This is a genomic window from Actinocrinis sp. (genome assembly GCF_035653575.1).
Classification (GTDB): Bacteria; Actinomycetota; Actinomycetes; order Streptomycetales; family Catenulisporaceae; genus Actinocrinis.
This window is the reverse complement of the sequence record NZ_DASRBQ010000077.1, coordinates 1-22,997: the sequence shown is the minus strand read 5'-3', so window position 1 is coordinate 22,997 and position 22,997 is coordinate 1. Positions and strand designations below refer to the sequence as shown.

Genomic DNA, 22,997 nt, shown 5'->3' with positions numbered 1-22,997 from the left:
ATACGATCCGCGCGGTCTCGCGAAGTCCGCAGGAATCAGCGGGCAACCCCGCGAGGACGCCGGCGCCGAGCGACGCGCCGTGCGCGCGCAACGCCGCGTTGGTGAGCGGCAGGTCGGCGATGCGATCCGCAGGCAACCAGGTTCCGTGGTAGCCGCCGATCAGCACCGCGCGCGCCCGATATCCGTCCAGTCCCAGCAGCTCCCGCAACGCGACTCCCGCCGCGGTCTCGATCACCTTCGGGGAGGCGTTCGGCCGGTGCACCGTCGCCAAGAGGGCGCCTGGTTCCTCCGGCGTCCCGGCGACGCGAAACCATCCAGCGCCGTAGCGAGCGATCAGGGCGAGATGAGCCAGCGTCTCAACGTTCTGCACGAGGGTCGGTGCGCCGCCGATGCCGCGTTCCGTGACTCGTACCGGCGCATATCGCGGCAGCGCGAGGCCGCCCTCGATGCGGTGCACCACCGCGGTTTCCTGGCCGGCGATGAAGCGGGGCGCAGCCTCGACGACCGTGACCGGCACGCGATCGATGCCGGCGCGCAGCCGCTCCGCGACGGCCTCGCGCACCTGCCTCAGTACCCGCTGATCGGGGTGCACGTACGCGTACGCCTGCCGGGCTTGCACCGCTTCGGCTGCCAACTGCAGGCCGTCGAGCACCAGGTGCGGGTCGGAGTAGAGCAGAGTCCTGTCTTTGTACGACGCGGGCTCGCCTTCGGCCCCGTTCGCCACGACGACCGCACGCCCCGGGGCGTGCAGCATCGCTTCGAGTTTGCGGTAGGTCGGGAATCCGGCACCGCCGCGGCCGGTCAGGCCGGCCGCGCGGACCTCGTCGATCACGGCCTGCGCCGAACCCTGATATGCGGGCGGGCCATGCAGCGCGCGGTGCTGTTCCAGGGTCAGCGTCCGTCCGGCGAGCGGAAGGAGCCTGCGGACGTTCGCGCCTTGCGGGACAGTCGTGTCCGAGGGCTGAGTCGTCATGACGTTCACTGCTGTCTACCCCCGCTGAGTTGTTCGAACAGGACGGAGACGCGCGCGGCTCGCGGTACCTCGTGCGGCTTTCGGCCCTCGCTCACCCGCCAGGCCAGCGCCGCGGCGACGGCGAGGATGCACCCGATGCCGAGGCCGAGCAGCCAGCCGCTCTGCATGTCGGTGCTGCTGCCGAGGCTGTGCGCGATGGCCACCGGCCACGAGACGTAGGCCAGCCAGTGCACCCACCGCCAGGTGCGGTGCCCGATGCGAACGCGCAGCAGGCTGGTGATGATCAAGGCAAGGATGAGGTCGAAGCCGACCGTGCCGAGTCCCAGCCACAGCGGTTCGTACGAGGCGGCGAACGGGATGATCGCGTCCGTCAGGCGGATGTTCACGTAGCTGTCCGCGATGGCGCTGAGGATATGGATCACCAGGAAGGCGACGGATAGCAGGGAGAGGCTGCGGTGCAGGCCGACCACGGCGAACTTGGGCAGACCGGGCAGCCTGCCGCGCTTCTGGACCGCGACGCCGAGGACCACGACGCCGGTCAGCATGATCAATGACACGATGCCGGTGGCGCGGCTGGCGTACCACAGCGCCGTGCTCGAGGTGATGCCGCTGGCGGCGCTCATCTATCCCGCTCCGCCCCGCTCGGGACCGGCGGCCAGCCGCCGGTGGTGAACACCCGGCCGTCCAGGTCGACCAGCCGCGCCGGGATCCCCTGCTGCTCGAACCGTGCGAGGGCCGCGCGGCCCCTGATGATCGCGCCGGTCGCCGCCACGTTCGCGGTGACGCAGTCGGCCGCGGCGACCGAGACGGTGCGCCAGATGGTCGGCGCCGGCAGTCCGTCGCGCGGGTTGAGGATGTGGTGCAGCACGGCGCCGCCGCGTTCCCAGCGCCGGGCCGTGGTGCTCGAGGTGGCCAGCGCGCCGCCCGTGAGCGCGACGGTCTGCGCCGGGCCGGCCGGCAGGTCGTCCGGATGGCCGGTCACGTCCTGGACCCGCACCCGCCAGCCGCCGCGTGGCGCCGGTCCCGCGGTGGCGATGTCGCCGCCCAGCGAGACCAGCACGCCGCAGCGCAGCCGCTGCGCGATCCGGGTCGCGGCGCGGTCCGCGGCCCAGGCCTTGGCGGTCGCGCCGAGGTCGAGGCGGGTGCCCGGCGGCATGCGCAGGCTGCGCGAACCGCGATCGAGGCTGATCCGGCGCCACCCGGGCACCGGCCGGGCGCTGAGCTTGATCGCGGGGCCGCTGGGCGCGACGAGCGCGAAGTCGCGATCGTATCCGAGGGCTGACATGGCCTCGCCGACGGTCGGGTCGATGTCTCCGTCGCTGTCGCGCGCGGCGTCGAGCGCGACGCCGAGCGCCTCGGTCAGCAGCGGGGAAAGGGTGACCCAGCGGCCGTCCGCGGCGTCGAGCGCGGCGAGTTCGGAATCCGGGCGGAACCGGCTGCACGCCCGGTCGAGCCCGTCGAGGTCTGATTCGAGGATGGCGCGCGCGGCGGCGAGCCGGCCGGGATTGGTGACCAGGAGCCTGATTTGGGTGCCGATGGCCGTCCAGTCGCTCGCGCCGATGCGCGTCTCGGCCGCCGGGGCGGGCCGGGCGGTGGTGGTCGTGGCGCTCATCACGAGCCCCCCGAGGTGGCTTGGGCGTTCTGGTTCGTCGACTGCGGGGCCTGGCTGGTCGAGCTGTTGCTGTTGCTGTTGCTGTTGGTGGTGGTCGTGTCGCTGTTGTTCGTCGTGCTCTGTGTCGTGCTGCCCGATGACGAGGACGATGAAGAAGAGGTGGAGCTGGACGTGCTGTGCGTCGAGCCGGGCAGCGCGACGGCGAGGGCGACGGCTCCGGCGATTCCGGAGACGCCCACGACGGAGGTGATGGCGTTCACCCGTGCGCGATCGCGCCGCCGGGTGCGCTTCGGCTGGTCGAACATCGCTGCTCCGTCCGCTTGGTCCGCTGATCGTTGCCGTATCGCGGTCCACTATCCGTGGCGCTGATGAGCGGCACGCTGGGCTGCGGCGAAGGGGAGGATGAGAAAACTCAAGGAAGTTTCTGAGAGGTGCCCGTGACGGGGTGGGGCTGGGCTCTGGCAGCTAGGCGAGATCCCGCAGGACAGGCTCGAGGAACGCCTCGCACGCGGCCTCGTCCTCGCAGATTGAGCGACTGAGCAGGACGTGCTCGCGGCGTACCCGCCGCGCCCAGTTCCCGGCGACCGGAAGCAGGCTGATGCGCAGCGTGAACGGCACGGCTTCGCGCCCGTTCTCCTGCTCGATCCGGCGCACGAGCTCGGTTATGCCGAGGCCGCGGCCCATGCGGCGACCCGGCCGGCCCCCGCTCGCGCGCAGGAACTGGAGATCCTCCTGCCTGCACGCATCGAGCCAGGCGAGCGCGTTGGGAAGCCCGGCCTCGGCGAGGGCGGTGAGCGCGGCGGGCAGTCCGTGCAGCGGCTCGGCGAAGACCGGAGGCGCGTCCGAGAACTCGGGGTGGCCGTCGAGCAGGGACTGCCAGACCTGCGTCCACTGCGCAGCGGCCTGCTCGGTGGCATACGGCACGAGCGCTGCGTCGAGCGGCACCGCCGGTTCGAGCGGCGGGACGACGGCGTCCGCCGCGACGTCGAGCCCTGCCGCGTCGCGCAGGTGCAGGGCGATCACGAGCGGTTGCGCCAGGTTAATTCGAACGTGCCAGGAAGGCCGGCCAGCGAACTTCACATGCCGAGCTTAGACCACTGATTCACTGGGCGCAGCGTGCGCAGCGGTCGGCCGCTACTCCGGAGGAAGCCGCCGCAGCCGTTTGATCTGCGAGCGGCGGGTCTTGTCGTCCAGCCTCCTGGCCACCGCCGCCTTCGACGGCTTCGTGGCCCTTCGCGCGCGTGGCGGCGGGGCGATGGCCTCGGCGAGCAGCGCGGCGAGCCGGTCCCGGGCCGCCTGGCGATTGCGCAGCTGGGAGCGGAACTGCGCGGCGGAGATCGCGAGCTGACCGTTCGCCAGGCGCCGGCCGAGCCGGGCCAGCGCCCGGGCCTTGAGCTCGGGCGGCAGCGCGGAGGTGCCGGCCAGGTCGAAGATCAACTCGGCCCGGCTGTCGGTGGTGTTCACGCCCTGGCCGCCGGGTCCGGAGGACCGAGAGAAGCGCCAGTTCAGCTCGTGCGCCGGAATCATCACGGCGGCCGTGACGCGCAGCGGTCCGGAGGCGAGGTCCTCGTCCGAAGGCATGACCGGGTACCCCCAACTTTTGCGATCACCAGACGACGGCGCAGTCTACGGGCATCGGCGGTCAGCGGCCAGGCAGTTGTGCGCGATGCCGAACGGCCGCGCCGGCCGGGCGGTTGACCCGGATGGCGCGGCCGTTCGGCGTTTTCGGCGTTTGTCGCGCGGCGGCCGGTGACTACAGGGAGGGCAGGCTCGGGGCGGGCAGCGAGCCTGCCGCTCCGGGCAGTCCTTGCAGTCCCGGCAGGCCGGGCAGTCCAGGCATGCCCGGGACGCCGGGCAGTCCAGGCACGCCCGGCAGCGACGGCGCGCTGGGAGAGCCCGGCAGCGAGGGCAGCGACGGGATGCTCGGCGTACCCGGCAGGCTGGGCACGGCCGGGAGGTTCACGGCCGCCGGAAGGCCCGGAGCCGCCGGAAGGGAAGAGGCGCTTGGCGCTGATGGCGCACCGGGCGCCGGCGGTGTCGTCGGCGTGCTCGCCGCGGCGCAGCCCAGGCTCTTGATCGCCTCGTCGAGCTTGTTGGCCTGCGCGACTTGGGCCGTCGCGCCGGCCAGATCGGGCGGGGTGGCCATCAGGCTCTTCGCCGCCTGGATCAGCGTCGCGGAGAAGTCCGCGAGCAGACCCGCGCAGGTGGACGGCGAGACCTGCTTCGGCCCCTGCGCGCCGCTCGTCGCGGCCTCGGCCGCGGTGGCCCCGCAAAGCGCCGTGGTGCCGGCCAGGGCGAGGGTCGCGATCCAGCGAGCGTGTCGCTTCTGCACTGTGGTCCTCTTTCGGGCTGGTACCCCCCTCGGGTTCCGGAAGGCAGGTACCCGCGCCGGACGGCGGCATCGACATCTGCTGTTGATATTCATCCGCTTGCCAGTTAAGTCGTACGAGTCACCCGGACAGCGGCGGTCCCCGGCGTGGAGTCGGGAATCTCCACCACGCCGGGGACCGGATGAGGGGTCAGATCAACTCGTTCTCGAGCGCGGCCAACTCCTCGGGGGTGCCGTAACTGATCGGGCCGTTGAAGGTGCGCCGGGCGGTGACGAACCACCAGACCGCGGAGATCAGCAGCACCACGCCGAGCGCGATCGGCGCGTAGTTGAGCGAGTGCCAGGTGATCGGGCTCGACTCGGGCAGCAGGAACAGGATGCTGCTGAGGAACACCCACGCCACCGCGACCGCGGCGATCGGCTTGCTCCAGCGGCCCAGGTTCCACGGCCCCGGCTCGAAATCGTCGCCGCGCCGCAGCCGCAGGAAGATCGGGACCGCGTACGAGCCGAACAGGCCGATCACGTTCACCGAGACCACCGCGAAGAACGCGGTGCTCGACCACAGCGAGGGCAGCACCAGCAGGAAGGCGCCCACCGCGGCGAACCACACGCTCTTGACCGGCGTGCCGGTGCGCGGATTCACCGAGTGCCACAGCTGCGAGCCGGGGATCGCCCCGTCCCGGGAGAAGGCGAAGATCTGCCGCGAGTTGCTGGTCATGTTGGCCAGGCCGCAGAACAGCAGCGCGCCGACCACGATCAGCAGCAGCAGCTTGGCCGGGGCGCCGCCGGCCGCGTCGAGCACGATCTGAGCGGAGGGGAATCCGGTGCCGCTGCCCAGTTCGTTGTCATAGTTCTGCACCGAGAACAGCAGCGCGAGCAGCAGGATGAAGCCGCCAACGCCCGAGTAAGCGATCGAACGTACGATGCCGCGCGGCGCGGAGACCGCGGCGCTGCTGGTCTCCTCGGTCATGTGCGCGCTGGCGTCGAAACCGGTGAACACCCAGGCCGTGGAGAGCAGGCCGAGCAGCCCGGCGTACAGACCGCTGGAGAACCCGGTCGCGTTCTCGAAGTGGGTGAAGACGAACGAGGCCGACTGGTGGTGCGACGGCTTGAACACCAGTACGCCCACGATGACCAGCGCGCCGATCAGCAGCCACCACACCGAGATCCGGTTGAGCAGGCCGACCAGCTTGACCGTGTAGGTGTTCGCCAGGGCGTGCACCAGCAGGATGACGCCGAAGACCAGCAGCGTCGTGTACTTGGTCGGGTTGTAGCTGCTCCACTCCAGCCCGATCAGGATATTGATGAAGCTGGCCGCGGCGAAGTCGGTGGCCGCGGTACCGGCGATCTGCCCGGCGAAGTTCAGCCAGCCGGTGAACCAGGACCAGGCGGCGTTGTGCCGCTTGGCGAGCTTGGCCGCCCAGTAGTACAGCGCCCCGGAGGTCGGGTAGGCCGAGCAGATCTCGGCCATCGCGGCGCCGACGAACAGGATCAGGGTGGACACCACGATCCAGCCCCAGACCAGGGTGCGCGGGCCGCCGGCGCCGAAGCCCTCGCCGAAGCCGGTGAACACCCCGGCGATGATGTTGATGATGGTGAAGGAGACCGCGAAGTTGTCGAACCAGGTCAGCCGGCGCGACAGCTTGCGCGGATAGCCCAGCTCATGCAGCCGCTGGTCGTCGTCAAGCAGCACGGTCCCGGCGGACCGTTGATCCTGTGACGCCCGTGTCGTCGAGGACATCTCAGCGCTCACTTTCTCGGTATTGGCTCTGTGGGTGGTGGGTGAGGGGCAGTGGAGCCTAGGGGGTGCGGACCCGGCAACGCTGGCGGGCGCGCGTGAGCTGCTCGGCGGGATCACCGAACAGCGACCACGGATGGGTGGAGGCGTAAGGCCCCATGGCGCGGAAGACCTTGGCCGCCTCCCAGTGCCGGTCGCCCATGTAGAGCGCGTGGGCGAGCACGGAGAAGTCCGCGACCGGCACCAGCGGATCGCGTTCGACCGCGCGGAACCAGCCGTCGAAGACGTGCATCGAGGTGAACAGCGCGTGCTGGTCGGTCCACTGCCGGTCGGCGAACGGGCCGCGCACCGGATCGTCGCGCAGCTCGCGGTAGTGCTCGACGTACGCGGTCAGCGGCAGGACCTGCAGCGCGCAGTCGGCCGGGCTGTGCAGCGAAACCCAGCGCGCGACCTCCCACATCGCGTCCGCGCTGCCGCCGTAGCGGGGGAAGAAGCAGGCCAGCAGGCGATGGTGCGCCTCGCGGTTGAGCGGATCGCGGGCGCGGGCCTCGCCGAGCAGGTCCCAGGGCCCGGGCGAGGTGACGCCCTCAGGGCCGGGTACCTTCGCGTGGCCGAGCCGGGCCAGGGCGAGCAGCCCGACCCAGGGGGTCGGGTCGGCCGGGTCGGCGTCCGCGCACACCAGGCAGGCGCGCTGGGCGAGGGCGGCCAGGTCTCCGGCGCGCTCGTCGCCGGAGTCGGCCGCGCGCAGCGCCCGCGCCACCGCGGTGCGCGCGTACATCAGCAGCGCATCAGGGTTCGAAGGCTCGTCGGCGAGCCACTGCTCGGCGACGTCGAGGCCGGCGGCCACCGAGGCGAGCACCAGGGAGCGGTGCGCGCGCAGTTCATAGTCTGAGCGGGTGGCCGCGATCAGGGCGCGCGCCTCGTGGAAGCGGCCCGCTTTCAGGTCGAGGGCCACCTGGGCCAGATCGCGATCCGCGCCGGCCGGATTCCACACGAAGGCCGGCTTGCTCACCGCGCCTCCCGGCCGTGACGGCGCGCGCGCGTGCCGGGTGTCGCGCGTTCGCTCATGATCGACACAACGGCTCCCGGCTAGCTCGGCGGTGCGTTCCGTGACATGGACCCGGTCAAACGCAGGACACGATATCAACAACAGCAGCAGGCGAAAGCAGGCACCGAATTCGGTGCGTAACACACAGGCAATCTATCGCTCACAGCGCAGGTCAGGCCGGGTCCGGCCCCGACGCCGAAGCGGCGTCGGGGCCGGTGATCACGGTCCGGCGCGCTCCGCCTCGGCGATCATGATCAGGGCACGTCGATTGTGATCGGTGACAGCGTTGATCGAGTACGAAGATCACTTCGGCAGTGTGTTGTCACCGCGGCGCGAAACAGATCACGACGCCGCGCACAGCGAACGCGGGCGTGCTTCCGGCGATGCGAGGTCCGTGTCAGAGATCTTGCTGCCGCCGGGATTCGACGGGCGCGCTCCCCCGCCGGTAGCGCGGCCAGCTCTGCATCGCGGAGTGCAGATCGTCGTCGTCAAGTTCCGGCTCGGCCAGCTCGGTCACTCCGTCGCGCCGCGCGATCAACCCGTCCAGCAGCATCGGCACGTACCGCCGCCAGCCGCCGTCACGCACGCCGTGGGTGAACTCGACGGTCGCGGAGATCATCAGCTGTACGGCCATGATGTCCGTCGCGCGGAAGTCGGCGCGCAGTAGGCCCTGCTCCTGGGCACGCGCGACCAGCTGCTCCATCATCGGCTTGATCCGGTCGCGCATCTGCGCGATCCGGTCGCGGCCGTAGGTCTCCGAGAGCATCACGTCGCGCAGCCCGAAGTCGGCGGCCTGAACCTCGGCCATCCTGGTCAGCAGGAAGACCAGCCCCGCCCAGGCGTCCGCTTCGGCCAGCGCCCGCTCGGTCAGTTCCAGGATCTGCGCGAAGCCCTCCTCGAACAGCGCGTCGATCAACGCCTCCTTGTTGGGGAAGCGCCGGTAGACCGTGCCGACGCCCAGTCCCGCGTGCTTGGCGATCTCGTCGAGGGTGGCCTCGAGCCCGCGCTCGGCGAAGACCTCCTTGGCCGCGACCAGGACGCGCTGCCGGTTGAGCTCGGCGTCGCGGCGCAGCGGTCGGGGGGCGGCAGGCGGCGTGGGCGTGTCCATGGCGCGGCAGTCTACCTCCGGCGACAACAAGTGGAGATCATCTCTCCGGTTCTATGCTACGCTCGGATGAAATGGAGACCCATCCTCCAGATATGTGGGGACATCGCCTATGCCCGACATCACCACCACGGGGGGCTCCGCCTCCCCCGGCCGCACCCTCGGCGCCACGACGCCCGCGGCCGGAAACCTCCCGCAGGAGAACCCGCATCACGCCCGCCGCTGGCTGATCCTCGCCGTGATCGGCATCGCGCAGCTGATGATCGTGCTCGACGCGACCATCGTGACCATCGCGCTGCCCGACGCGCAGAAGGCGCTCGGCTTCAGCAACGGCGACCGGCAGTGGATCGTGACCGCCTACTCGCTGGCCTTCGGCGCGCTGCTGCTGTTCTTCGGCCGGCTCGCCGACCTGATCGGCAAGAAGAACACCTTCATCATCGGGCTGGTCGGCTTCGGCCTCGCCTCCGCCCTCGGCGGCGCCGCGCCCAACTTCGAGGTGCTGGTCACCGCGCGGGCGCTGCAGGGCGCGGCCGGAGCGATGCTGGCCCCGGCGGCGCTCTCGCTGCTGACCACGACGTTCACCGAACCGAGGGAACGCGGTACCGCTTTCGCGGTATTCGGCGGGATCGCCGGCTCCGGCGCCGCGATCGGCATGCTGCTCGGCGGCCTGCTCACCGAGTACTTCAACTGGCGCTGGACGCTGTTCGTGAACGTCGCGTTCACGGTGGTGGCCCTGGTCGGCGCGGTCACCCTGCTGCACACCCAGCGCTCCGAGCACCGCCCGAAGCTCGACCTGTTCGGCACGGTGGTCATCTCCGGTGCGCTGTTCTGCCTGGTCTACGGCTTCTCCAACGCCGCGTCACATCCGTGGAGCGCCCCGTCGACATGGGTGTTCCTGGCCGCGGCCGCGCTCGGCATCGTAGCCTTCAGCTGGTGGCAGACCCGCGCCTCGCATCCGCTGATGCCGCTGCGCATCCTGCTGGACCGCGACCGCGGCGGCTCGTTCGCCGCGGTGTTCATCACCGGCGCGGGCATGTTCGGGGTCTTCCTGTTCCTGACCTACTACCTGCAGATCATGCTGAGGTACTCGCCGGTCAAGACCGGCCTGGCGTTCCTGCCGATGGTGTTCGTGCTGATGGCCTCGGCGACGCTGGCCACCACCCGGCTGCTGCAGAAAGTCGGCGCGCGCCCGCTGGTCGCCATCGGCATGGTGCTCGCCGCGGCCGGCATGGCGTGGATGACCGGGATCGACGTCACCACCAGCTACGCCACGCACATCCTCGGCCCGCTGCTGATCATCGGCGTCGGCATCGGCCTGGTCATGGCCCCGGCGATGAACATCGCCACCTTCGGGGTGGACGCGGACGACGCGGGGGTGGCCTCGGCGCTGGTCAACACGATGCAGCAAGTCGGCGGTTCGATCGGCACCGCGCTGCTCAACACGCTGGCGACGGCCGCGGCGACCAGCTACCTGGCGGGCAAGCTGCCGACCCCGCTGGTGCTCGCGCACGCGCAGCTGCACAGCTACGTCACCGCGTTCTGGTGGTCGGCCGGGATCTTCGCGGGCGGCGCGGTCGTCTGCGGTCTGCTGCTGCGGCCCGGCGTGCACGTCAGCGATCCGCAGGCGGCGCCCGCCGTCCACGGGTGAACGCCGATCGTCAGACCTCTTCTTCGACCTCGGCGTCATCCAGCTGCGCACGGCTCGCGAAGTACTCGGCGTTCTCGCGGGCCGTGCGCGCGTATTCCGGGTAGCCCCAGCGTTCGCAGCCCTCTGCGAAGGCCAGCTGCCAGCGTGAGGCGCTGGCCGGGTTCTCGCCCAGCACCGCGATGGCCAGGCTCAGCGTTTTGAGACCGGACTCCAACGCCGCGACGTACTCCTCGCGCGCGTCGCCGTCCTGCGGATGTTCAAGCAGCGACCACAGCTCGCGCGCCCCGGCCTCGGCGGCTTCCTGCGCGGGGGGAAGCAGTTCCGCGGCCTCCTGCTCGGAAAGGGTCTGCATCTCGATCCGCTTGACCACGTGCTTGAGCCGGAGCGTGCGCGCCTGCGCGATCAGGAAGTCGCGGTAGCGCCGCGTCTCCGAGTCGTCCTCGTCGCACGCGCGCAGGTGCGCGATCACGTCGTCGAGCTGTTCGAGCGCTGCTTTGATGTCGGTGGGAGCAAGCAGCCGGGCCACCGATTCGAGGGCGGCGGTGGTCGGCTGGTGACCGGCCGCGGGACGGCCCGCGCGCGCCGCGTCCCGGTACGCCTCCAGTGCCGCCGCCTGATCGCCCTCCTGCTCGGCCGCCTCGGCGAGCTGGTGCCGCAGCCAGGCGCGCGCGGTCGGGTAGTCCTCCGGGACGACCGCGAGCACGTCGCGCAGCACCCGCGCCGCGTCGCGCGCCCGGTCCAGCTCGCACAGGCTGATCGAGTAGTGCAGGGCGCTGAGATGAATCAGCTCTCGGCATTCATCGTCCTCCCAGCGCCCCAGGATCTGGGAGAGGGCCGGGTGGTAGAAGGTCAGCGCGGTCTCGTGCCGGCCGGCGCGGTGGTGCACCTCGCCCATCAGCAGCCTGGCCCGCGCGGCGCCGACCGGATCGCTGCCGGCCAGCAGCCGGGCCGCCTGCGCCGCCGCCTGGACGACCTCGTCGTCGCGCGCGTGGTCGGGATCGCGGGAGCTTTGGGCGTTGATCGCTTCGGCGAGCAGCAGCGTGGTCAGGCCGGGCAGGTCGGGGGTGGCCGGCGGATTGGCCAGCTGCGAGACGCGTCTGGCGCAGCTCTCCGCTTCGGCGGGCTGGTGCGCGGCGAGCAGGACCTGCCCGCGCCGCAGCAGCGCCTCCGCCGCGAGCCAGGGCTGGAACACCGCGAGGTACACCTCGGCCAGATCCCCGAGCCGATCCAGCAGGCTGCTGACATACCCGGCGGCCTCGGCCTCGTCGCCCTGCCGGGCGAACATCCGGGCCATGGCCGCGGTGACCTCGACCCACGCGCGGGCCGCCGCCGCGTACTGAGGCGTGGCGCCGTGCGCGTCGGCCAGCTCCCGGAAGGTGCGGTATTCCTCGGCGGCCTCCTCGGCGACCAGCCGGCCTGCCTCGCCGTCGTCGGCGGTGTCCGGTTCGGCGTCGACCGTGCGCCGCCAGCGGTCCAGGTGCCGGTAGAGCCCGTACAAGCGGACGGTCACCAGCTGGCCGCCGGTGATCCGGCCGGCCTCGAACTCGGCCTGCGCGGCTTTCCACGCCTCCGCCTGCACCACCTCGGCGGCCGCGGCCTCCTCACCCCCGACGAGGTAGCGCTGGTATGCGCTCATCGCCCGGCAGCGCAGCGCGTCGCCGGTGCGGCCGAGGGTCGCGTACAGGGTGGCGGCGAAGGCGAGCTGTTCGTGCGCGGCGGCGTGGTCGGCGCGCTGGGCGAGCGCCGTGCCGCGGCTTTCGGACAGCTCCGCGGCGACATCGTCGCTCAGTCCGGTGCCGCTCGCCGCCACCTGTTCCCAGGCGGCGCACGCGTGCGGGTGCCGCAGGAAGGCGAGATAGCGGGCACGCGCGGCCAGCGCGTCTACGGGTTCGAATCCCCGCGGGAGGCTGCGCGGACCGCTGCCGTCCGCTCGGCCGCGTGCGTCCCATGGCATCGGGATCGGCGGCCAGGTGGCGTCCAGCCAGCCCGCTTCCAGCCAGCCGGAGGGCGGCGGCAGCTCGTCGTGCCGCAGCTTGGCGGTGCGCCAGGACTCCAGGGTCTCGGCATGTTCCGAGCCGCCGGCGGCCGCGTCTTGATGGGCGGCGTAGTCGGCGAGCACGGCGTCGAGTTCGGTGTAGAGGGCCGAGGCGGTGACGATGTCGCGCGGCGAGCGGGTGATCGGCAGGTCCCCTTGCCCGGCGTCGACGAGCAGCTTGAGGAAGAGCAGGAAGCGCCCGTGCACCCACCAGTACTCGCCGACCGCGTCGCGGTGCGCGGGCAGCCAGTCGATGTGGTCGTGCAGGATCTCGAGGCCGCGCAGCACGTCCCGGGTCCGGTTGACGAACAGCGCGTGCAGCTCCAGCTGCCGGGGCAGGTCGTGGCGGCGGCGGATCGCCGGGTACCCGAGCCGGTGGTGCTGCCGGGCCTTGTCGAAGCGGTCGAGGTTGAGCAGGTCGATCATGACCTCGCCGTGCGCGATGCCGACGTGCGGCCGCTCGCAGCTGCGCACCCCGGCGATGATCGCGAGCCACAGGTCCACCGCCTTGGGCAGGTCGTCCTGCCGCTCGTACCAGTAGGCGGCCGTGGCCAGGTCGCAGGCGTCGCAGGCGGCCCCGGCGTCGCCGTCCTCGGCGAGCAGGGCCTCGATCCGCAGCGTGGCCAGCTCGTTCTCGCCGCGGCGGCGGTGGATCCAGTAGCGGCTGCGGTGGACCGCGCGCAGGCTGTAGCCGCCGGTGAGGTAGAACGACTCCATCTCGTCCATGAGCCGGTCGACCTCGGCGGCGGGCACCCGCTCGTCGGCGTCCAGGACGTCGACGACGTGCTGGAAGTGCTCGCGGAACCGGAAGCGCAGCGCCGCGTCGAAGACCTCCGGTTTGGTCTGCCAGATCCGCCAGGCCCGGCTGAAGCCGAGCACCATGCCCTGCTCGTCGCCGTCCTCCTGGCAGTCGTCGGCGAGGCTGAGCAGGGCGGAGGCCAGCGCCGCCGGATCGCCGACCTGCTCGGCCAGCGCGACCAGCTCCTCGCGCCGCGCGACGCGCTCCCGGCCATAGGGCAGCTCGTCCGCGGCGGCGAGCGCGGCGTGGAGCTGGGCGAGGTCCATGGCCGGCGCTCCGCTCTCAGGCCACGGTCAGATAGCGGTGGCTTGGCTCGGACGAGGCCGGGGCATCCGGCGCGGCGGGGAAGAGCGCGATGACCGCGCCGCCCGGATACAGCTTCGTGGCGCGGTCGGTGAGCCGGCGCGCGAGTTCGGGCTTGTCCCAGGACTCGAATTCGGCTGCCCAGTCGCGCAGCCTGGCCGCGGCAGCCACCGGGCGGTCCAGGTGACCGCCCTCGATCCGCGCGGCCACCACCAGCGCGACCGAGAGCCGTTCGAACAGCAGGCCGTCGGGGGCGAACGCCGGACCGCCGGGGACCAGCCGTCGCAGGCCGTTGATCGCGGCGGTGGCGTGCTGGTACGCCTCGCCGAGCAGCTTCTCGCCGTCGTCCGCGGCGAGCGATCGGCTCTCCGCGAGGTTGAGCACGATCCGGGCGCGCTGCAAATGGGTCTCAGCGAGCTCATAGCGGGTCGGCGCGTGCCAATCGCCGTTCTCGTCGTCGTCGGCGGCCAACGCGGTGACCAGCTCGCTCCCGGCGCGGTCCATCACTTCGAGCGCCGCGTCCAGGTCCTCCGCGGCGAGCAGCCAGGCCGCCGATCGCAGGCATTTGACGCGGACCAGCGGATCGCCCACGTCCTGCCACAGCTGCGCCGCGCGCTCGAAGGCCGCCACGGCGTCCGCGTGCCGTCCCGCGCGCTCAAGCGCGGTGGCGGCGTCGGCGGCCAGCATCGCGTGCGGGATCTGGTTCGGCCAGTCCTTGACCCGGTCGGCGGTGCTGAGCAGCAGTTCGGCGGCGCGGCGCGGATCGCCCGCCGCGATCAGGCTGTTTCCATAGGCTCGTGCCGCCTGCGCGATGACGGGCTTCCACTCGTCCCGGTCCCAGTGCGCGTCGGCGACCTTGAGCGCGGGCTCGAAGAGCGCGATCGCCTCCTCGGGGCGCCCGGCGGCGGCCAGCGCCTCGGCCGCGAGCAGCTGGGCCCGCGCCTCCTCGTCGGCTGCGCCCTCCCGGCGGGCGAAGGCGGCCGCGGCGGCCAGCGCCGGAGCGACGGCCTCCGCCTCGCGGCCGTCCTGCAGCCAGATCGCCTCGGCGAGCAGCATGGCGGCCGCGCCGCGCAGCGCCGGGTCGAGGTTGTGCTCGACCGCGGCGCGCGCATACCGCTCGGCGGTGGGAAGGTCGCCGCGGGCGCGCGCGATCCGGCCGAGGTTCAGCTCCGCCGCCGTCGCGCACCAGGGCGCGCCGCCTTCGTGGTAGAGCTCCACGGAGAGGCGCAGGCTCTGCTCGGCGGCCTTGGTCTCGCCGCTGCCGAGCCGCACGTGCGCGGCCATCGCGGCCGCCGCGGCGCCGTAGAGGGCGACTTCGAACCGCTGGCACTCCTCGGTGAGCTCCTGCAACTCGGCGAGGGCGTCGCGGGCGGCCGCCGCTCGGGCGTCGCCGCTCTTGCCGGGCTGCGGCGGCGCCGGGGCGTCGGTGCGCGGTTTTCCGCCGAACCACGGGGAGGGCGCGGCGTCGGGCTCCTGGGGGCGCTCGTCCGGCGGTTCGGTCTCGGCGGCCAGGGACTGCCAGGCGTGAAACTTCTGATACCCGCTGCCGATCCGCACGGCGAGGTACTCGCTCGGGGTGATCTCGTGCCCGGCGAGGGCGTCGGCGGCCGCGGCGCGCAGCGCGGACTGATCGCTCGCGGCGGCATCGCGCTGGCCGCTGCGCGACAGCGCGAGCGCCGCCCGGCTGGCGGCGCGCAGGGAGAGGCCGAGCCGGCCCTGCGCGCGGTAGCGGTCGGCGATTTCCAGCAGCCGGGCGCGCTGCACGGCCGCCGCCACGCCGCCGCTGATCCCGGCGCCGGCGCCGTCCGCGAGCGCCACCTGCTCGTCGAACTCGGTCTTCGCGTCCTCGGGCAGCGGCTCGCCGCTCGCCTCGGCGGCGGCCTGCGCCCGCTTCCAGGCTTCCAGGGCGTCCGGGTGCCAGAGCTCGGTCAGCCGCCGGGCTTCGGTGACCAGGTCCGCTACCGGTCGGGGTTTCGGGCGCGGGGCCTGGGCGGCGGGCCGCTGGCTGGCCCGAGCCGGCGCCGCGGGCAGCACGGTGCGGGCGTCGAGTGCCAGGGCGCTGAGGAACGGCTGCCTGCTGCGGCGGTGCACGATCCGGCTGCTGAACGCGCAGGTGCCGTTGCGCTCGTCGAAGCGGGCCGCGATCGAGGAGAGCTCCGCGTCGACCTCGTCGCGCAGCTCGCCGACCGGCCTCGCGGCGGCGCCGGCGATCGCGAACGGCAGGTCGTCGAGGCCTGACGCGGTCAGCGCGCGCAGCAGCACGCTGGCACCGCCGAGGAAGGCGGCGCGCTGCTCGGTGACGCTGCCGCGGGCGGCCGGGCCGGCGAGCCAGTGTCCGTGTTCGGCCAGCAGTTCCAGTCCGCGCGCGGCGTTCCCGGTCAGCGCGCAGAACTCGATGTGCGCGCCGATCTGCGCGGCCATCGGGGGCTTGAGCCGGGAGATCCGGTAGCCCTCGTCGTGGTTCTGCTGCGCCTGCCGCCCCTTGCCCAGGCGGATGAGCGGAATCAGGGAACGGGCCAGGACGCCGTGCGGCTCGGCGTCGCAGAACACGGAGCCGTCCAGCAGCCCGGCCCAGGCCTCGAAGGCCCGGGCGTCCTCGCCGCGCTCCGCGTACCAGTCGCCGATCTGGCTCTGCTCGCAGGCGAAGCAGCCCGAGGAGAGGTCGCGCGGCGCGGCGATCCAGAGCTCGAACTCGTGCTCCGCCGTCGCGGTGTGCCCCAGTTGGCGGGCGAGCCGGTGGCGGACCTGGTGCACGGCGCGCGGGCTGTCGCCGCGGGCGCGGGCCTGTTCCTCGAAGGCGTCCAGCGCGCGGTAGATCTCGTCGAGCGGGACCCGTGCGTCGTCGACAAGGCCGGGGTCTGCGGACCCGGATGCGTCGAGCGAAGGCACCGGTGCACACCTCCCCGAAGGTTCCCGTCCCGTCGCCTTGCCCCGGAAACCTACCGCAATCTCATCGCGCACAGTCACGACCGGGGACACGTTTCACACGACTTTCCGGTTCGACTGTTCGCCGCCCGTGAAAGCTGCTCAGATCCGCTTGATCATCGCCAGCCAGGCCGGTGCGCCGCTCGGCTGGAATCGCGTCTCGACGCGGTCTGGTTCGATGGCTGCGACGGCCCAGCCGGTGCCGGGGCCGAAGGCCGCTTCAAGCTCTCGCCGGCTGACCGGGTGCGGTCCGGTATCGGGGCCCTCGTCGCTGAAACACAGCAGGTGGAGGGTTGCGTCCCGTTCGGTGACCGATGTGAGTGCGGCCACGTATCTCGCCCGTTCGTCACCGCGAAAGGTGTGGAACAGCCCGCAGTCAAGCACCGTGGCGAACGTGCGGCCCAGGCCGTCCAGCGCGAAGGCGTCGGCCGCAACGAACTCCGCCGCGATCCCGCGTTCCGCCGCCTTCTCGCGCGCGGCGGACAGCGCCGTCTCCGCTACGTCGAAACCAAGCACCGGCACGCCGAGCGCGGCGATGTGCAGGGCGTTCTCGCCGGTCCCGCAGCCCGCGTCGAGCACCGGGCCGACGAACGCGCCTTCCGCAGCCAGCCGCACGACCACCGGCTGCGGCCGACCGATGTCCCAGGGCGCCGGCCCGTTGCGGTAGGACGCGTCCCACGGTAATCCGGTCATCCGTTCGTGACTGGTCGGCTGCCGGCCGCCGAACGGATCGTCGGCGCGATTTCCCGCTTGCTCCGTCACCTCTGTCACCTCCGCGCGCGTGGCGACGATGACCGCGGCATCCATCTCGTCGTCGAGGACGACCCGCGGCAACAGGCCACTGTCCACTATTACCTGCATCGCCGCCGGCAGCTGCCGCTCGCTGGCCTCGACGAGCAAGTGGCCCCCCACGGCGAGCCACCGCGGCGCCTGGCCGGCGACGGCCCGCATCACCTCGAGGCCGTCGCTGCCGCCGTCGAGCGCGACGCGCGGCTCGTGGTCCCGCGCCTCGGCGGGCAGCAACGCGAGGTCGTCGGTGGGCACGTAGGGCACGTTCGCGATCAGAACATTGATCTTGCCGCGCAGCGCTTCGGGCAGCGCGCTATAGAGGTCACCCTGATACACCTGTCCGCCGAGAGGGGCCAGGTTGCGCCGGGTGCACTCGACGGCCGCCGGATCGATGTCAGCGGCGTGCAGGTCGAGCGTGCGCCGCACGCCGGCGGCGACCGCGGCGCCCAATGCGCCGGTTCCGCAGCAGAGGTCGACGACGACCAAAGGCGCGTGCTGTGAAACTTGCGCGGCGAGCCTGGCCGCTTCGCGCGCCAGCAGCTCGGTTCGGCGCCGCGGCACGAACACCGCGGGATCGACCGCGATGCGCAGGCCGCAGAACTGCGCCCAGCCGAGCACCTGTTCGAGCGGAAGGCCGCCGGCCCGCTGCCGGACCATGCGGTCGAGCTCGTCCGCCGTGGCTGCCTCGGCGATGAGCATCCGCGCCTCTTCCTCGGCAAAGACGCAGCCCGCCAGCCGCAGCGCGGCGGTCACGGTTTCATGCGTTGATACGACGTCGACCGCCTCACGCCTGGGTCCGGACCGAAGCTTCCTTTCGTTTCCCCCGACCTCTCAGTCTAGCGAAAACCCCTGTTCAGAGGCGCGCGTTCGTGATCGTCCGAATTCGCCCATTCGGCCGGACTTGCACGGCCGGCGGCCGGGTCCGGTTCAATCCGGCCAGATCAACGACTGATTTCGATCGCGTTGCGGACCCTTGACCCTCCGGAATGTTTGCGCTAACAATTCTCCATCGAGGCCGGGAACGGCGCTCGTGAACCACGCTCAGTGGGCAGAACACCTAGACTCGGGCCACCGCGGCGGCGTGGCCGTGGACACGGAGGGAGGCGGAGCAGGCATGCGCGTCATCGACGGCGATCGGGCACCGGTCATGGCCGACGTGGCACGAATCGCGGGCGTGTCGCACCAGACCGTCTCCCGAGTGCTCAACGACCACCCGAACGTGCGGCCGGCCACCCGGGACCGGGTGCTCGCCGCCATCCGCGAGCTGGGCTACCGGCCCAACGCGGCCGCCCGCACCCTGGTCACCCGGCGCACCAACACGCTCGGCGTGATCAGCTTCAACACCACGCTCTACGGCCCCGCCTCGATGCTCTACGGCATCGAGCAGGCCGCCAAGCAGCACGACTACTTCGTCACCGTCGCCGCCCTGGCCGCGCTCGACCGCCGCTCGGTGCTCGACGCGGTGGAGCGGCTGCGCGACCAGGCGGTCGAGGGCATCATCGTGATCGCCCCGCAGACCACCGCGGTCGGCGCGCTGGCCAACGTCCCCTCGGACGTGCCGTTGGTCGCGGTCGGCTGCGGCACCCACTCCTCGCTGGCCTCGGTGGCCGTGGACAACGAGGGCGGGGCCGAGCGCGCCACCTCCTACCTGCTCGATCTCGGCCACCGCACCGTGCACCACATGGCCGGGCCCGCCTCCTGGCTGGACGCGCAGGAGCGCGAGATCGGCTGGCGGCGCACCCTGGAGTCCCGCGGCGCGCCGGTGCCCGAGCCGCTGACCGGCGGCGACTGGTCCGCCCGCACCGGCTTCGAGCTGGGCCACCGGATCGCCCGCGACCCGCAGATCACCGCGGTCTTCTGCGCCAACGACCACATGGCGCTCGGGCTGCTGCGCGCGCTGCAGCAGGCCGGCCGCCGGGTGCCCGAGGACGTGAGCGTCATCGGGTTCGACGACATCCCGGAGGCCGAGTACTTCGGGCCGCCGCTGACCACGGTCCGCCAGGATTTCGACGAGCTGGGCCGCAGGGCCCTGCGCTCGCTGATCCAGCTGATCGACGCCGACCTGGCCGGAGTGGGACGCGCGGCGGTACGCGTGTCCATCGACCCCGGCCTGGTGGTGCGCGCCTCCGCGGCGCGTCCCGCCCTGTGAACCATCCGCAGAGCACGAGCACGACGAGCGACGAGCACTGACAAGCCGGGCCCGCGAGGGCGGCCGGCGGCGATCCCGAGGAAGGTTCGACTATGGCAGAGGCGCGACATGGTTGTTAACGCTAACAATCATGGCGGTGGGGACCGGTACGTGGTCGGAGTCGACTTCGGCACGCTGTCGGGACGCGCCCTGGTGGTCCGGGTCGAGGATGGCGCGGAACTGGGGACCGCGGTGCACGAGTACGCGCACGGCGTCATCGAGGAGGCGCTGCCCGCGGCGGTCGGCGGCCGGTCGCTGCCGCCGGACTGGGCGCTTCAGCACCCTGACGACTACCGCGAGGTGCTGCGCCGCGCGGTGCCCGCCGCGGTGGCCGCGGCCGGCGTGGATCCGGCGCGGGTCATCGGCATCAGCACCGACTTCACCGCCTGCACGGTGCTGCCCACCCTGGCCGACGGCACCCCGCTGTGCGAGCTCGACGAGTTCCGGGACCGGCCGCACGCCTACGTCAAGCTGTGGAAGCACCACGCCGCGCAGCCGCAGGCCGACCGCATCAACGCCCTCGCGCACAAGCGGCCCGAGCCGTGGATCGCCCGGTACGGCGGCAAGATCTCCTCCGAGTGGGAGTACGCCAAGGGCCTGCAACTGCTGGAGGAGGACCCTGAGATCTACGCGCGCACCGAGCGCTGGATCGAGGCGGCCGACTGGATCACCTGGCAGCTGTGCGGCGTCGAGACGCGCAACGCCTGCACCGCCGGCTACAAGGGCATCCTGCAAGACGGCGTGCGGCCCTCGGCAACCTTCCTGACCGCGCTCAACGCCGGCTTCGCCGGCTTCAACGACAAGCTCGACCTGGCCCCCGGCGCGCCGGGCATCTCCCCGCTCGGCGCACGGGCCGGGTCGCTCACGGCGCAGGCCGCCGCGTGGACCGGGCTGCCCGAGGGCATCGCGGTGGCCGTCGGCAACGTGGACGCGCACGTGACCGCCCCGGCCGCGCAGGCCATCGAGCCCGGCCAGATGGTCGCCATCATGGGCACCTCCACCTGCCACGTGATGAACGGCGAGAAGCTGGCCGAGGTGCCCGGCATGTGCGGCGTGGTCGACGGCGGCATCATCGACGGCCTGTGGGGCTACGAGGCCGGGCAGAGCGGCGTCGGCGACATCTTCGCCTGGTTCACCGAGCAGTCCACGCCCGGCTCCGTCCAGGCCGAGGCCGCCGAGCGCGGCATCTCGGTGCACGAACTGCTCACCGAGCAGGCGGCCGCGCAGCCGGTCGGCGCGCACGGACTGGTCGCGCTCGACTGGCACAGCGGCAACCGGTCGGTGCTGGTCGACCACCACCTGTCCGGGGTGATCGTCGGCCTGACGCTCAGCACCAAGCCGCACGAGGTGTACCGCGCGTTGCTGGAGGCTACCGCGTTCGGCACCCGCGTGATCATCGACGCCTTCGAGGAGAGCGGCGTTCCGGTCAACGAGTTCGTGGTGGCCGGCGGCCTGCTGCGCAACAGCTTCCTGATGCAGCTGTACGCGGACATCACCCGGCGGCCGCTGAGCCTGATCGGCTCGTCGCAGGGTCCTGCGCTCGGTTCCGCCATTCACGCGGCAGTGGCCGCCGGGGCGTACCCGGACGTGCCGGCCGCCGCGCGGGCGATGGGCAAGATCGAGCGCGCCGCCTACACCCCGGACCCGCAGCGGGCCGCGGCGTACGAGGCCCTCTACGCCGAATACCTGCGCCTGCACGACTACTTCGGGCGCGGCGCCAACGAGGTACTGCACCGGCTGCGCGAACTGCGGATCGAAGCGCACGCCCAGTCCGAGTCCACCGAGGGCGAGGCCCGATGAGCATCCAGTCCCACGAGATCGACACCCTGCTGCGCGCGAAGATCACCCGCCTGCGCGAGGAGGTCTGCGCCCTGCACGCGCTGCTGCCGGCCAACGGCCTGGTGGCCTGGACCTCGGGCAACGTCTCGGCGCGGGTGCCGGGCGCGGACCTGATGGTGATCAAGCCCAGCGGCCTTGACTACGAGGACCTGACCCCGGAGTCGATGGTGCTGTGCGACCTGGACGGCAAGGTCGTCGAGGGCGAATACAAGCCGTCCAGCGACACCGGCTCGCACGCCTACGTCTACCGGCACCGCCCCGACGTCGGCGGCGTGGTGCACACGCACTCGACCTACGCGACGGCCTGGTCGGCGCGCGCCGAGGCGATCCCGTGCGTGATCACCGCGATGGCCGACGAGTTCGGCGGTGAGATCCCGGTCGGCCCCTTCGCCCTCATCGGCGACGAGTCGATCGGCAAGGGCATCGTGGAGACCCTGGCCGGGCACCGCTCCCCCGCGGTCCTCATGCGCAACCACGGGGTGTTCACCATCGGCAAGAACGCCCGCGCGGCGGTCAAGGCCGCGGTGATGACCGAGGACGTGGCGCGCACCGTGCACCTGGCCCGCGCCTACGGCGAGCCGATCCCGATCCCGAGCGCCGACATCGACGCGCTCTACGAGCGATACACCAACGTCTACGGACAGCAGCCCTCTGCGGACGGAGTCAACCAACAATGACGTCACTGGACGCCGCCCCCGGGTCCCCCTCCGGGACACCCCGGCGGCAGGTCTGGTTCCTGACCGGGAGCCAGGGCCTCTACGGCGAGGACACGCTGCGGCAGGTCGCCGAGCAGTCCCGCGCCATCGCCGAGCAGCTCTCCGCGGCGCTCGGGGAGGGCGCCGTCGAGCTGGTCTGGAAGCCGGTGCTCACCGACGCGGCCGCTATCCGCAGGGTGTGCCTGGACGCGAACGGCGACGACGAGTGCGTGGGCCTGATCGCGTGGATGCACACCTTCTCACCCGCCAAGATGTGGATATCAGGGCTCGACGCACTGCGTAAGCCGCTGCTGCACCTGCACACGCAGGCGAACGTGGCGCTGCCGTGGGCGACGATCGACATGGACTTCATGAACCTGAACCAGGCCGCGCACGGCGACCGCGAGTTCGGCTTCGTGCAGACCCGGCTCGGGGTGCCGCGCAAGACGGTGGCCGGGCACGTGAGCGACCCGAGCGTGGCCGAGCGGATCGGCACCTGGATCCGCGCCGCGGTCGGCCTGGCCGAGGTGCGCACGCTGAAGCTGGCCCGGTTCGGCGACAATATGCGCGACGTCGCGGTGACCGAGGGCGACAAGGTCGAGGCGCAGCTGCGCTTCGGCGTCTCGGTCAACACCTACGGCGTCAACGACCTGGTCGCCGTCGTCGACTCGGTCACCGACGCGCGCATCGACGACCTGGTGAAGCAGTACGAGGACGAATACCGCATCGCGCCGCAGCTGCGCAGTGGCGGCGAGCGGCACGACTCGCTGCGGTACGCGGCACGTATCGAGCTGGGCCTGCGCGACTTCCTGACCTCGGGCGGCTTCCGGGCCTTCACCACCAACTTCGAGGACCTCGGCGGGCTGCGGCAGCTGCCCGGCCTTGCGGTGCAGCGGCTGATGGCCGACGGCTACGGCTTCGGCGGCGAGGGCGACTGGAAGACCTCGGTGCTGCTGCGCACGGTCAAGGCG

General features: G+C 72.1%; 18 protein-coding genes and 1 pseudogene. 5 read left to right on the top strand and 14 right to left on the bottom strand.

Translation table 11 applies throughout. The features are described 5' to 3' along the window. The 10 genes from VFA06_RS10945 to VFA06_RS10900 all read right to left on the bottom strand — a co-directional run. The coding region (locus VFA06_RS10945; protein WP_324840369.1) for a hypothetical protein at positions 1–973 on the bottom strand (973 nt) is incomplete at its 3' end. A gap of 5 nt (positions 974–978) precedes the next feature. Further along, entirely contained in the window at positions 979–1,596 is a 618-nt protein-coding gene (locus VFA06_RS10940; protein ID WP_324840368.1) for a ferric reductase-like transmembrane domain-containing protein, read from the bottom strand. Continuing rightward, on the bottom strand, positions 1,593–2,585 hold the full coding sequence (locus VFA06_RS10935; RefSeq protein WP_324840367.1) for an FAD:protein FMN transferase: 993 nt from the start codon (positions 2,583–2,585) through the stop codon (positions 1,593–1,595). Before VFA06_RS10935 ends, VFA06_RS10940 begins: the two co-directional genes overlap by 4 nt. Next, positions 2,585–2,890, bottom strand: a complete 306-nt coding sequence (locus VFA06_RS10930) for a hypothetical protein (protein ID WP_324840366.1) — start codon at positions 2,888–2,890, stop codon at positions 2,585–2,587. Before VFA06_RS10930 ends, VFA06_RS10935 begins: the two co-directional genes overlap by 1 nt. 160 nt (positions 2,891–3,050) lie before the next feature. Further along, positions 3,051–3,608, bottom strand: coding sequence for a hypothetical protein (locus VFA06_RS10925; RefSeq protein WP_324840365.1), 558 nt, complete (start codon positions 3,606–3,608; stop codon positions 3,051–3,053). A 111-nt stretch (positions 3,609–3,719) separates the two neighbouring features. Then, a complete protein-coding gene (arfB, locus tag VFA06_RS10920) occupies positions 3,720–4,166 on the bottom strand; it encodes an alternative ribosome rescue aminoacyl-tRNA hydrolase ArfB (protein WP_324840364.1) in 447 nt (148 codons plus the stop codon). Positions 4,167–4,338: 172 nt separating this feature from the next. Continuing rightward, positions 4,339–4,917, bottom strand: a complete 579-nt coding sequence (locus VFA06_RS10915) for a hypothetical protein (RefSeq protein ID WP_324840363.1) — start codon at positions 4,915–4,917, stop codon at positions 4,339–4,341. A gap of 187 nt (positions 4,918–5,104) precedes the next feature. After that, complete coding sequence (locus VFA06_RS10910) at positions 5,105–6,655, bottom strand: amino acid permease (RefSeq protein ID WP_324840362.1); 1,551 nt, start codon at positions 6,653–6,655, stop codon at positions 5,105–5,107. 58 nt (positions 6,656–6,713) lie between these two features. Continuing rightward, positions 6,714–7,664 carry a hypothetical protein gene (locus tag VFA06_RS10905; RefSeq protein ID WP_324840361.1) on the bottom strand — a complete coding sequence of 317 codons (951 nt, stop codon included), beginning with the start codon at positions 7,662–7,664 and terminating at the stop codon, positions 6,714–6,716. A gap of 433 nt (positions 7,665–8,097) precedes the next feature. Then, positions 8,098–8,808 carry a helix-turn-helix domain-containing protein gene (locus VFA06_RS10900; RefSeq protein WP_324840360.1) on the bottom strand — a complete coding sequence of 237 codons (711 nt, stop codon included), beginning with the start codon at positions 8,806–8,808 and terminating at the stop codon, positions 8,098–8,100. A 109-nt stretch (positions 8,809–8,917) separates the two neighbouring features. Here VFA06_RS10900 and VFA06_RS10895 point away from each other — a divergent pair, with 109 nt between their 5' ends. After that, a complete protein-coding gene (locus VFA06_RS10895) occupies positions 8,918–10,453 on the top strand; it encodes an MFS transporter (RefSeq protein ID WP_324840359.1) in 1,536 nt (511 codons plus the stop codon). 10 nt (positions 10,454–10,463) lie between these two features. Here VFA06_RS10895 and VFA06_RS10890 read toward each other — a convergent pair whose 3' ends face one another. From VFA06_RS10890 to VFA06_RS25895, 4 genes and pseudogenes are all read right to left on the bottom strand, one after another. Further along, the gene (locus VFA06_RS10890) at positions 10,464–13,553 is read right to left on the bottom strand and encodes a hypothetical protein (RefSeq protein WP_324840358.1); all 3,090 of its coding nucleotides are present in this window, start codon (positions 13,551–13,553) and stop codon (positions 10,464–10,466) included. Between the two features lie 16 nt (positions 13,554–13,569). Beyond that, positions 13,570–16,479 (bottom strand): hypothetical protein, encoded by a 2,910-nt coding sequence (locus VFA06_RS10885; protein ID WP_324840357.1) that lies wholly within the window; start codon positions 16,477–16,479, stop codon positions 13,570–13,572. Positions 16,480–16,617: 138 nt separating this feature from the next. Continuing rightward, positions 16,618–17,208, bottom strand: a complete 591-nt coding sequence (locus VFA06_RS25900; RefSeq protein WP_349260150.1) for a class I SAM-dependent methyltransferase — start codon at positions 17,206–17,208, stop codon at positions 16,618–16,620. 84 nt (positions 17,209–17,292) lie between these two features. After that, positions 17,293–18,057, bottom strand: a pseudogene (locus VFA06_RS25895) (putative protein N(5)-glutamine methyltransferase); the annotation flags it as partial. Between the two features lie 361 nt (positions 18,058–18,418). On the opposite strand from VFA06_RS25895, the gene VFA06_RS10875 reads away from it, so the two are divergent. The 4 genes from VFA06_RS10875 to VFA06_RS10860 all read left to right on the top strand — a co-directional run. Beyond that, the gene (locus VFA06_RS10875) at positions 18,419–19,453 is read left to right on the top strand and encodes a LacI family DNA-binding transcriptional regulator (protein ID WP_324840355.1); all 1,035 of its coding nucleotides are present in this window, start codon (positions 18,419–18,421) and stop codon (positions 19,451–19,453) included. A 108-nt stretch (positions 19,454–19,561) separates the two neighbouring features. Beyond that, positions 19,562–21,292, top strand: a complete 1,731-nt coding sequence (araB, locus tag VFA06_RS10870; RefSeq protein ID WP_324840354.1) for a ribulokinase — start codon at positions 19,562–19,564, stop codon at positions 21,290–21,292. Then, on the top strand, positions 21,289–22,008 hold the full coding sequence (locus VFA06_RS10865; RefSeq protein WP_324840353.1) for an L-ribulose-5-phosphate 4-epimerase: 720 nt from the start codon (positions 21,289–21,291) through the stop codon (positions 22,006–22,008). Before araB ends, VFA06_RS10865 begins: the two co-directional genes overlap by 4 nt. Further along, on the top strand, positions 22,005–22,997 hold a 993-nt coding region (locus tag VFA06_RS10860; protein ID WP_422653129.1), incomplete at its 3' end, for an L-arabinose isomerase family protein. The genes VFA06_RS10865 and VFA06_RS10860, both read left to right, overlap by 4 nt.

What these genes read in the sequence shown, in the direction of transcription:
- VFA06_RS10910 (WP_324840362.1), bottom strand. Translation starts at nt 6,655, where the DNA reads ATGTCCTCGACGACACGGGCGTCACAGGATCAACGGTCCGCCGGGACC.
- VFA06_RS10940 (WP_324840368.1), bottom strand. Translation starts at nt 1,596, where the DNA reads ATGAGCGCCGCCAGCGGCATCACCTCGAGCACGGCGCTGTGGTACGCC.
- VFA06_RS10895 (WP_324840359.1), top strand. Translation starts at nt 8,918, where the DNA reads ATGCCCGACATCACCACCACGGGGGGCTCCGCCTCCCCCGGCCGCACC.
- VFA06_RS10930 (WP_324840366.1), bottom strand. Translation starts at nt 2,890, where the DNA reads ATGTTCGACCAGCCGAAGCGCACCCGGCGGCGCGATCGCGCACGGGTG.
- VFA06_RS10875 (WP_324840355.1), top strand. Translation starts at nt 18,419, where the DNA reads ATGCGCGTCATCGACGGCGATCGGGCACCGGTCATGGCCGACGTGGCA.
- VFA06_RS10865 (WP_324840353.1), top strand. Translation starts at nt 21,289, where the DNA reads ATGAGCATCCAGTCCCACGAGATCGACACCCTGCTGCGCGCGAAGATC.
- VFA06_RS25900 (WP_349260150.1), bottom strand. Translation starts at nt 17,208, where the DNA reads ATGACCGGATTACCGTGGGACGCGTCCTACCGCAACGGGCCGGCGCCC.
- VFA06_RS10890 (WP_324840358.1), bottom strand. Translation starts at nt 13,553, where the DNA reads ATGGACCTCGCCCAGCTCCACGCCGCGCTCGCCGCCGCGGACGAGCTG.
- araB (WP_324840354.1), top strand. Translation starts at nt 19,562, where the DNA reads ATGGTTGTTAACGCTAACAATCATGGCGGTGGGGACCGGTACGTGGTC.
- VFA06_RS10935 (WP_324840367.1), bottom strand. Translation starts at nt 2,585, where the DNA reads ATGAGCGCCACGACCACCACCGCCCGGCCCGCCCCGGCGGCCGAGACG.
- arfB (WP_324840364.1), bottom strand. Translation starts at nt 4,166, where the DNA reads ATGCCTTCGGACGAGGACCTCGCCTCCGGACCGCTGCGCGTCACGGCC.
- VFA06_RS10900 (WP_324840360.1), bottom strand. Translation starts at nt 8,808, where the DNA reads ATGGACACGCCCACGCCGCCTGCCGCCCCCCGACCGCTGCGCCGCGAC.